Source organism: Sporomusa sp. (assembly GCF_035561155.1).
Lineage (GTDB): Bacteria > Bacillota > Negativicutes > Sporomusales > Sporomusaceae > Sporomusa.
In genome coordinates this window covers 1-10023 of sequence record NZ_DATMYD010000144.1, presented here as the reverse complement: position 1 = coordinate 10023, position 10023 = coordinate 1, and the positions used below count along the sequence as shown (strand labels likewise).

Here is a 10023-nt window from a genome sequence, read left to right as displayed (position 1 = left end):
ATTATGAAAAAAAGTAAAGTATTGTTCGGCGTTTTAGCCATTGCCGTAGTGATGTCTCTGGTGGCGGGGTGTGGCTCCAGTGAAAAAACTGTTGCCCAGCCGCCGGCAAGTCAGGAGCAAGCATCCGGGCATCAGGGGCACAGCGCAGCAATGCCAAAGGAAGATCCGATGCCTATGATGAAAGACCTGGATAAATCCCTGCAAGACGTGGTTAAGCAGGTGAAGGCCGGTCAAACGATGGATGCGCAAAAGAGCGCCGCGCAACTGGTGAGTACCACCGATAAGGTCATGCCTCATATGATGGATGCCAGTTTAAAAGATAAACTGCGTAAAGCAGCAGTTGAAATTAAAGATAGTGTAAACTCAGGGAAAGCAGATCCAAGTGCCCTGGAGGGTAAAGCAAAATCCATGCAGGATCTTATGAAGCAAACTACGACCCACCTGCAAAGCATGAGTCATTAATTGGCTCGGAAAGGAGGAGCGGACGATGACCAAATGGGTGCTAATCGTCGTACTGGCCGGCACGTTGCTAAGCCGAACGGCAGAGGTTCAGGCCGCTCCGGCTCCCGGGTATAACCAGTTTGTCCAGTCGATTGACTCCATTCTGGCCGGGGCTGTTATGCCGGTCGTCGATGAACAGCAAATGGCCGCCCGTATTCCAGCTTTACCCAACGGTCAGACTGCGCAAATTTTAGCATCAGCCCGGAATATGCTTGGTCAGCCGGTGGTATGGGGCGGGGCTTCCCCTTCCCAGGGGTTTGACTGCTCCGGGTTGGTGCAGTATATTTACCGGCAGGCCGGCATCAATCTACCCCGTACCGCCGACTTGCAGTTCCTGGTCGGGCGGACGGTATCACCGGCAGCGCTGCAGCCGGGAGACCTGGTTTATTTCACCACCTATGAGCCAGGCGCGTCCCATGTGGGCATTTATATCGGCGGCGATAAATTTATCCATACTTCCTTTTCCCAAGGCATAGTAGCCATTAGTGATATGAACGAAGCATATTTCGTTAAACGCTATTATGGGGCAAAGCGAGTGTTATAATGTAACAAAGAAATCATGGAGTTTCAAAAAATATTATACTTATGGAGGATTTTGTAATGAATAAGAAATTCGCAATTTGGGTTGTTGGTGGTCTTGTAACCGCTTCTGTGTTTGGTTTAGGTGTCAGCCCTACAATAGCCAGCGCGGCCGAGAAATCACCTCAGGCATGTGAAACTCAGACAAATCAGATGGGTGCTATGATGGGGAACATGAATCCTAAGGCCATGGCTGAAATGATGAAAACACCGGAAATGCAAAAACAGTGTATTGAAATGCTGAAAAACCCCGAAATGCAAAAGGCAATGAAAGATGTTATGAAAACTCCCGAGATGCAAGCGGTTATGAAGCAGATGCTACAACAGGATATGAGTTTTCATCAGATGATGTCTGATTTGGTGAATTCTGTGGACATGAGCAGCGATCACAGCGGCCCAGAGCAGAGTGAGCAATCTTCGGGTGATTCTTCTAACGCCCATAGTGGTCATCATGGATAAGGTCGAGCCACAACAATAAAGAGAGACTTAGCTTCAGGTGGGGGTTTTAACCCCAGCTGAAGTTTAGTCGACCGACTTCCAGGGAAGCCTCTTAAACTCCCACTTTTAGAAGATGGGAGTCTTAGAGCGGGTTTCCATCGGATAAACGACATCGCGCAAGCAGCCCTCCGACTGGTGGAGGGCTGCTTATTCTTGTGCGCCCAGCATGGGCGCTTACTTGTTGGTGAAAGTCCAATACGGGGGTTGATAGTGCCAACCGTTAGCCTAAGACAAGGGTGTCGCCCGTGAGGGCGAATCTGAAGGAAGTCGGCGGCAAAACTCCGGTCTGAGGAACACGAACTACATATAAGGCATATGTTCGCTGGGCGAGTTTGCACGACAAAACGAAGCCCTAAACTATCCGAAGCCGGGCAGTGTAAATGTAGCAGATATGTGGAGTGAAAGTAAGCGTTCTTACCTGGGGAGGTCTGACAGCAAGCTGTTGACATGAATTTGGAGACGGCAACCCGTGCAGTAATGCACGGCTGAACTGTCAGAAGTCAGCAGAGGCCATAGTACCAGAACGGATATATACGCTTTGGGAAGGGCTGAACAATAGGAGGTTTCCGAATTTTGAAAGGTACGAAGAAATGCGTAGAAAGCAGACAACTTCCAAAAGAAGACTACCTACAGGAGAAAAGAGTGGAACTCGGAGGCAATGTAGGAGTGCCGAGCATTTCTCCCATGCCAAAAAGAGGCGGAAACGGTGTCAATGAATACGCCAGTGGATTAATGGAGAAAATCCTTCACCGAGATAACATGAATCTTGCCTATAAAAGAGTGAAGGCTAACAAAGGGAGCCACGGAGTCGATGGAATGACAGTAAATGAACTTTTACAATTCTTGAAACAAAACGGTAACCAAATCAGGCAATCTATACTGGAAGGGACTTATAAACCCAGCCCGTCAGACGGGTGGAAATACCGAAGCCAGACGGAGGGAAAAGGCTGCTTGGCATACCTACTGTAGTCGACCGAGTGATACAACAAGCCATAGCCCAGATATTAACCCCTATATATGAAATTCAGTTTTCAGCAAACAGCTACGGGTTTAGACCTGGCAGAAGTGCAAAGCAAGCGGTATTAAAATGCAAGGAATATATCGAGGCCGGGTACACATGGACTGTCGATATCGACCTGGCGAAATATTTTGATACTGTAAATCACGATAAACTCATGCGCTTGCTTTCAGAAACTATCGAAGACAGCCGAGTGCTGTCGCTGATACGTAAATATCTGAAATCGGGCGTCATGATAAATGGCGTGGTACAGGAAACCGAGGGAGGCTGTCCGCAAGGTGGGAATCTTTCTCCACTTTTGAGCAACGTAATGCTGAATGAACTGGATATTGAACTAACCAAACGGGGCTTAAAATTCTGCCGCTATGCTGATGACCAAAATATTTACGTCAAAAGCCGGAAAGCGGCAGTACGGGTCATGGGGAGTATCACGCGATTTCTTGAACAAAAGTTAAGACTCAAAGTTAATCAAGAAAAGAGTGCAGTAGATAGACCGTGGAAGCTGAAATTTTTAGGCTTCTCGTTCTACCATAAGAAAGGTGGAATGGGAATTAGAGTTCACCCCAAACCAGTAAAGAAATTTAAACAAAAGATCAAAGAAATAACAGGGCGAAGCAATGCTATGAGCATGGAGCAACGAAGAGAAAAACTCCGTCAGTGCATTGTCGGCTGGGTGAATTATTTTGGTATGGCTGATATGAAGGCTATGTCCAAGACGCTGGATGAGTGGTTGAGAAGAAGGATAAGAATGTGCTTGTGGAAACAATGGAAAAAAACCGGAACAAAGCACGACAACCTTGTGAAACTCGGCATAGATAATCGCAAAGCGTGGGAATATGCTAACACAAGAAAGAGCTACTGGCACACAGCCAATAGCCCAGTCCTTTCGCGGACACTCACCAATGAATACCTAAGGAAATTAGGCTTTATCACCATAAGTGAAAGATATTATTAATACACTAATTCTATTGAACCGCCGTATACCGAACGGTACGTACGGTGGTGTGAGAGGTCGCTGAGTAAATTAATTACTCAGCTCCTACTCGATTCTACGGGTTTTATGGGAGTAGGCTATGCTTTGGCAAATCTTACTCCCATTTCGAAGGCTTTTTCACAATCATTTGGGAATTCGTCTTTTCGTCTTTTGGCTTTATCAGCCTCATTAAATGCCGTGACAACATACTTGGAATAGTCGTTAAATTGGTAGGTATCATGAACAAATAGCGATTCACAGGTTCCGAAAATCCTCTTCAGTGCCATTTCAGTTCCCCCGAGATTGTGGTCGTAGCCAAATTCTTTCATCCTGTTCTCGTTCACATTCATGGTGTAAATAAAACCTATAGGTATCTTTTTCTTAAAAAGAGTTGAGTAATTTTCATCATATACTAGGTATGGAAATGCCAGCCGTTCGATGAATGACCTCATCTCACCGGTAACATTGTGAAAATAGATAGGTGATCCGAGGATAATCGCATCGGCGTTCTCAAGCTTTTCTAGGATTGGGGTTAGGTCATCCTTTAATGCACATGTACCGTAATTCTTTCCATCTTTTAGCTTACAGGCAAAACAGCTTACACAGCCTTTATAGTTGAGGTCATAAAGATGGACGAGTTCGGTCGTTGCTCCTTGTGAAGCTGCTCCTTCCAGTGCTTTATTCAGTAAAGTTGCGGTATTCCAATTTTTTCGCGGACTCCCGTTAATAGCTAATATGTTCATAGTCGCTACCCTCCATTTTGTATTTGTTTTGCTTGCTTGTTTTCTTCAAATTATATATGATTTTATTAAAAAGAAAAGTATGCACTTTTATGATAGATACTATACAAAAGGAGAGTAACAATGGCAAATTGGTCGAGGAACGAATGCGACTGTTCGATTATTTATACGCTATCCGTTGTCGGCGGTAAATGGAAGTGGCTTATACTTTATAAACTGTCCGCAAATGGAGTGCTAAGATATGGTGAACTCAAAAAAATTCTACCATCCATTACTCACAAAATGTTAAGTCAGCAGCTAAAAGAACTGGAAGCTGAACAATTGATTCATCGGGAAGAATATCATCAAATTCCACCTAAGGTAGAATACTCGTTAACATTAAAAGGGAAAACATTGCTCCCGATACTGGATCGTATGTCTGAGTGGGGAAAAGAAAACAGGCCATCCAGACCATAAGAGGTGAATATGTGAGTTGATTATAAGAGCAGCAGTGTCAAAGTACCTGTCCCTGACACTGCGCTCAATGATAATCGCTTTTTTTAGCGATCAAAGTATTTATAACCACTGCACAACCTATCGATCCGCTGATAACAAATAGATAGGGGGTAATACCCGTACTATTGTAGAAGCCCCAAATGGATGCCAGGACTATCACTAAACCTATGATCCTATATCTGATATTGATGATTCGGGACATAGCCTGCCACCGGCGCCTATTCTCATTCACACGAAGCACCCTCCTTACAAGTGAAAAATTTTCGACGATATTGTGGATCATTATAGCGATTCGTTTCATAGGATATAACAAAACAATTTATAGCTCATAAAGGGGAGTAGCTAACGGATGACATATCCGTGAGTAGAATCGACACACTGGCGAAAGCCCGGTTCTACTGGCAGTGAACCTGCTATAGCGAGACCTTTATTTCCAACCATGGTGCTGGAAATAAAGGTCTCTTTTGATTTTCCCCCAAGAAATTCCGCAAGGTTTGTAGATAGGCTGCCACCTTCTATTAACCTTACGGAACCAGGTAAAAATTATGCCTGACCAGTAATGGTAAGGTACATCAGAACGGCGTTCATAGCTAAAATCATACTAACAATAATCCAGCCAATGCTATTTGTAAGCGAGCTGTTTTTAAACTTACCCATGATGCTGGCTTTATTAGTCACAATCATTAAGGGTATAATCGCTGCCGGCAAAGCAAAGCTTAGCGACACCTGGCTATACACTAACGCTTCCATTGGATTTACACCCGCTATGAGGATGGCTAAACCTGGTATCATTGTAATCAGACGACGAATACTGGCAGGTATGTCAAAACCTACGAATCCACTCAAAATAACCTCTCCGGCCATCGTACCGACAGTAGATGAAGATAATCCGGAGGCTAATAGTGCCAAACCGAAGGCCCCAGCAGCCATGTTCCCCATCAACGGCTGCAGCGTCATGTAGGCTGCTTCGATGCTATCAACATTAAGGCCATTACCGTTAAAAACGGCTGCAGAGACGATTACCATAGCTGCGTTTACGATAAACGCCATATTCATCGCCACGAATACATCAATTTTCGCCATCTTTAAGTGGTGGGTGCAGTCATCTATGCATTCAGTACGTCTTGTTTGCACCAAGTGAGAGTGTAAGTAGATAACGTGGGGCATTACTGTTGCTCCTAGCATCCCTACGGCTACTAACACGCCGTCTGGAGTAAGCATGGGAATTGCGACGTGGTATGCAACCTGACTCCAATCAGGTTTGGCTAAAAACATTTCCCAAACATATGCGATACTGATAACCGCAACCATCCCTGTAATAATACGTTCGACAATCCGTTGACCATATTTCTGCATGTGGCAAATTCCGTAAGTAATTACTCCCGTAAGTAAGGCAGACCAAACCAGGGGTATACCAAACAAAAAGTAAAACCCCAATACTCCCCCAAGAAATTCCGCAAGGTCTGTAGCCATCGCTGCCACGGTAGCTATTGACCATAAGCCCCAATTTACAGGTCGCGAGAAAATCTTTCCGCAGTGATCTGGTAGGTGTACACCTGTAGCAATTCCCAATTTCGCTGAGAGAATCTGGACAAAAATTGCCATTAGGTTGCTCCAGAGAATGACCCAGATGAGATTGTAGCCAAATTGTGAGCCTCCCGCAATGTTGGTGCCAAAATTGCCAGGATCCATATACGCGACACTGACAATGAATGCCGGACCGAGATATTTGAAAATCCCTTTGGCCTTTGCCTTGACTTCACCAGCTTCAGGTAGAGCCGGCAGCGATAGACTAGACACAATTTGTTCTTCTTTCAAGTGCTATCACCCTTTCGGTTTATCGAATTACAATCACCGCTGCAAAGTAAAAAATGTTTAACCAGGCTAACAATAAAGGTAGCTACTTTAGACTATGAGATAAGTAATTTATTGGTGATTGTACACATTCTTCAAAAAAAAATTGCTGCCATAAAAAAACGCCTTCGGAAAAGCGCGTAAATAGGGCATCAATTTGTCAGACATTATAAATAATCAGGAGATGATTATATGATTGCCAGGATGTATAGTATCTTAATTGCTTTATCGACGATGTTCGGAATAATGATAAACACTCCTTTTGCAAAGTATGCTTTATTAATCATAGCGGCTATTTTTGAATTCGCGGTTATTGTAATTTGTATTATTACTCTTTTGGAGGTTATTCCCACAGAGTTAAAGCTACGCACAAAAATAAAAGCAGCGAACCGGGTGTAAGTCCATCTATGCGATGAACTAAATACGGGTATAAAAAACAAAAAAGCGGACGTTCCCAAACGCCCGCTACATAGCGAATTATCATTTTAACTTAAATTTATTGTCCCTAGGATGCCAGCCATTTTTACCTATGAATATATCTTTACGAGGCATTTCGTGGCCGTCTTTATAAAGATCAAATTTTACGGTGTCTCCGCCTTTTACTTTGAAGTCAACTTCGTCAACCCCGCGGCCAGTAAAACGAAAACGGATGGTGTTATGGTCTCGATCTACTCTAACGAAATCACCATTCTCCAGCTCTTTCTCCTTAATGTTATAAAAACGTCCATCAGTTTGAATAACACCAGTAAATACATGCTGCTGGCTGCGCAAGTTAGCTGATTTTATATGGAACTGATCATTACGATCATGCCAGATAGATAAGCTAGGGATACTCATCAATTGGCCCAAAGTTTGTTCAGGACGGCCTTCGGAGCGGTCACTCCATGCAAAAGCGGTTCCTGATAAGGTGACAAGAAGACACGTGATTACAAACAAGCCAGATAGTTTTTTCAAGAACGTCATCTCCTCAATATGGATTTGATACCATTATGTAACAAAAGTTTGACAAAAATATGACAAAGAAAAAATAGGCAACTGCTATTGTTACCTATTTTCTACGCCGCCAACGAAGGTAAACGGAAATACTGACGCCGACCAGACCAAACAGAGAGATGGCTAACAGTAATTCTCCCATACAGCAACGCTCCTATTAACGTAAGATATGGCCTGTTATATTATATTGGAATTCGTAACTAATGTGACATATGAAGTTTAAAATAATAGTAATAAAGGGTAGCTAGACGGCCCTATTTCCGCGTTTTACATTATATGGGGGTAGGTAAGGGTGCTCGGTAGGTGTTGAAAACTTCTTTAACTGGGCGTTATTCCTAAAAAGGAAAGTGTTATTATTTTATAGAATTAAACCCTAAGGGGGTTGGTATAATGAAATGTATGATTTGTGATAAAGATATGCCGTTTGACTGTACATGCTCAGATATGGGAAAACGAATCCAACTTGTTAGGGATGCCAAACAAATGGCTATTTCTGAAGAATTTTTTAAAGAGTTTTCAAAAAGAAAGCTTGGCGTAGATGTAGATAAATAGTACAGGGTACTTTAACAAACGCTTAATCGTGTCTTAACAACAAGAGAATATCTTTCAGGTAAAATGAAATCAAAACTTGCCAAGCCGACTTGACCATGAATTTGGCTGGTACGGCAAGGCAATTCATATAGCTATCAAGGCCGCAAGTCCATATCATATACCGAGTGGCCGATTGTGTCACCGGCGCGAGCCGTTCCTGTGCGCGGGGCGGCTCTTTAGTTTGTAAAAAAAATAAGTTTGAGTAAACTGACTCTATCATAGTATGCAAATAGATACTATGACACAAAAAAGTGCGTACTTGTTATTTAATAAATCAATGCCTATTATTAAACAAAAGCCATTGCAAGATTGATAGAAGGGGTGAGTAGTTTGAAGTTGATTGAATTAAATCAGGAACAATGTACTAAGTGCGGGATCTGCACAGAAGTATGTCCGGTGGGAATTCTAGATGTAGGAATGAATGGTGTAGAAGCGGCTTTTCCCGATGCTTGTATTGCTTGTGGTCATTGTGTCGCTGTATGTCCTACGGCCGCTATTGATAATCAGAAGACTCCACTTGTAAATCAAGCAAAATTGGAAGAATTTCCAGTTTTGGATGAGAAAACAGCTCAACAATTTCTAAGGTCACGTCGTTCGATTCGGCGTTACAAAAACATTCCTGTACCCCGAGAAAAATTACTGCAGTTAGTTGAGATTGCACGATTTGCTCCAACCGGGAGCAACCGGCAAGGCGTATCTTATATTGTTGTTGAAGATACAAAAATTCTACAAAAGGCTACCGAAGCAACAATACAATGGATGGAGGAACAGAGTAAGACACTATCTCATTGGAGTTTTGATTATCATATTCGCTCCTATCGAGAGAAAGGTAAAGATCCAATTTTCCGGGGAGCTCCTCATCTTGTTCTAGGCACTACACAAAATAATTTTCCACGCGGTAGAGAAAACACAATTTTTTCTCTCACTTATCTAGAATTATTCGCGACTGCACTGGGTTTAGGTTCTTGCTGGGCAGGACTCTTTGAGATGTGTGCTTTCTCAAACTATGATCCTCTGTTGAAATTGTTCAATATTCCGGAAGGTAAGGTTTTGACAGGCGCTGTTATGGTTGGTTATCCTCAGTATAGCTATAATAGGCTTGTTGATCGGAACCCACTAGATGTTACTTGGTTGTGAAATTCCTATAGCGTCGGGGGCTTTTTATCCTTATCCAATGTTTTCTAATAAAAATCAAAAAATTGGATGCTACAATTAACCCATAACAACAAAAGGAAGTGTGTGTATGAAAATTGTAGCAAAAAAAGTAATCGTATACTCAATGCTCGGCCTAATGCAAGTTAGCATGTTCTCATCAGTAGCTGCCGCAGCACCAGGACCAATAAACAACAATGGGTTGCAGCGAATAGCATATCTTGACCGCGATGATCGCCATGGTCATGATAATGATCAGAAACGCAAGCATGATGAACGTCAACGGGAAGAAAAAGAACGCCATGAGCGGGAAATGAAACGGCGGCCGCATGAAAGTGAGCACGAATGGCGTGAGCGGCAAGAGCGTGAAAAAGAGCGGCATGAAAATGTATTACGCGAAATTGCAGCCCTTTTGATTGGAATTGTAATTGGCTCTGGATCGTCAGATAATTAAAATAGCAATTTTAGCCGTATCCTTCGGGGTACGTTTTTTTTATCCTGATGAGTCTGCTTAAAAACCCTCATTTTTTCACCAATTTTAAAAGAGAAATCGTCATATCCGTCGAATACTACTGGTAAAGAACGGTAGAAAGAGGGTTGGACGATGTTCCGCTGGGATAATGTACAAA

14 protein-coding genes are annotated in these 10023 nt (G+C 43.0%); 10 read left to right on the top strand and 4 right to left on the bottom strand.

What is annotated here, in order from left to right:
• From VN447_RS19025 to ltrA, 5 genes are all read left to right on the top strand, one after another.
• Positions 1-462, top strand: a 462-nt coding sequence (locus VN447_RS19025) for a hypothetical protein (protein ID WP_325527247.1), incomplete at its 5' end; no start/stop codon positions are given.
• 25 nt (positions 463-487) lie between these two features.
• Complete coding sequence (locus VN447_RS19020; protein WP_325527245.1) at positions 488-1045, top strand: C40 family peptidase; 558 nt, start codon at positions 488-490, stop codon at positions 1043-1045.
• 56 nt (positions 1046-1101) lie between these two features.
• The gene (locus VN447_RS19015; protein ID WP_325527243.1) at positions 1102-1539 is read left to right on the top strand and encodes a GerD family protein; all 438 of its coding nucleotides are present in this window, start codon (positions 1102-1104) and stop codon (positions 1537-1539) included.
• A 612-nt stretch (positions 1540-2151) separates the two neighbouring features.
• Positions 2152-2547 (top strand): hypothetical protein, encoded by a 396-nt coding sequence (locus VN447_RS19010; RefSeq protein ID WP_325527241.1) that lies wholly within the window; start codon positions 2152-2154, stop codon positions 2545-2547.
• Entirely contained in the window at positions 2493-3551 is a 1059-nt protein-coding gene (ltrA, locus tag VN447_RS19005; protein WP_325527239.1) for a group II intron reverse transcriptase/maturase, read from the top strand. The genes VN447_RS19010 and ltrA overlap by 55 nt, the downstream gene beginning before the upstream one ends.
• A gap of 116 nt (positions 3552-3667) precedes the next feature.
• Here the strand turns inward: ltrA and VN447_RS19000 are convergent, their stop codons facing one another.
• On the bottom strand, positions 3668-4312 hold the full coding sequence (locus tag VN447_RS19000) for a flavodoxin family protein (RefSeq protein ID WP_325527237.1): 645 nt from the start codon (positions 4310-4312) through the stop codon (positions 3668-3670).
• 120 nt (positions 4313-4432) lie between these two features.
• On the opposite strand from VN447_RS19000, the gene VN447_RS18995 reads away from it, so the two are divergent.
• Positions 4433-4765 carry a helix-turn-helix domain-containing protein gene (locus VN447_RS18995; protein ID WP_325527235.1) on the top strand — a complete coding sequence of 111 codons (333 nt, stop codon included), beginning with the start codon at positions 4433-4435 and terminating at the stop codon, positions 4763-4765.
• Positions 4766-4829: 64 nt separating this feature from the next.
• Here VN447_RS18995 and VN447_RS18990 read toward each other — a convergent pair whose 3' ends face one another.
• Together VN447_RS18990 and VN447_RS18985 are read right to left on the bottom strand one after the other, a co-directional pair.
• Positions 4830-5036 (bottom strand): hypothetical protein, encoded by a 207-nt coding sequence (locus tag VN447_RS18990; protein ID WP_325527234.1) that lies wholly within the window; start codon positions 5034-5036, stop codon positions 4830-4832.
• Between the two features lie 311 nt (positions 5037-5347).
• Complete coding sequence (locus VN447_RS18985) at positions 5348-6622, bottom strand: Nramp family divalent metal transporter (RefSeq protein ID WP_325527232.1); 1275 nt, start codon at positions 6620-6622, stop codon at positions 5348-5350.
• A gap of 228 nt (positions 6623-6850) precedes the next feature.
• Here VN447_RS18985 and VN447_RS18980 point away from each other — a divergent pair, with 228 nt between their 5' ends.
• Positions 6851-7057 carry a hypothetical protein gene (locus VN447_RS18980; protein WP_325527230.1) on the top strand — a complete coding sequence of 69 codons (207 nt, stop codon included), beginning with the start codon at positions 6851-6853 and terminating at the stop codon, positions 7055-7057.
• An 81-nt stretch (positions 7058-7138) separates the two neighbouring features.
• On the opposite strand, the gene VN447_RS18975 is transcribed toward VN447_RS18980, so the two are convergent.
• On the bottom strand, positions 7139-7621 hold the full coding sequence (locus VN447_RS18975; RefSeq protein WP_325527228.1) for a hypothetical protein: 483 nt from the start codon (positions 7619-7621) through the stop codon (positions 7139-7141).
• A 420-nt stretch (positions 7622-8041) separates the two neighbouring features.
• On the opposite strand from VN447_RS18975, the gene VN447_RS18970 reads away from it, so the two are divergent.
• The 3 genes from VN447_RS18970 (at position 8042) to VN447_RS18960 (ending at position 9848) form a co-directional block, all read left to right on the top strand.
• Positions 8042-8203 (top strand): hypothetical protein, encoded by a 162-nt coding sequence (locus VN447_RS18970; protein WP_325527226.1) that lies wholly within the window; start codon positions 8042-8044, stop codon positions 8201-8203.
• Positions 8204-8572: 369 nt separating this feature from the next.
• Entirely contained in the window at positions 8573-9379 is an 807-nt protein-coding gene (locus VN447_RS18965) for a nitroreductase family protein (RefSeq protein ID WP_325527224.1), read from the top strand.
• Between the two features lie 106 nt (positions 9380-9485).
• On the top strand, positions 9486-9848 hold the full coding sequence (locus tag VN447_RS18960; RefSeq protein WP_325527222.1) for a hypothetical protein: 363 nt from the start codon (positions 9486-9488) through the stop codon (positions 9846-9848).
• Positions 9849-10023 lie beyond the last annotated feature (175 nt).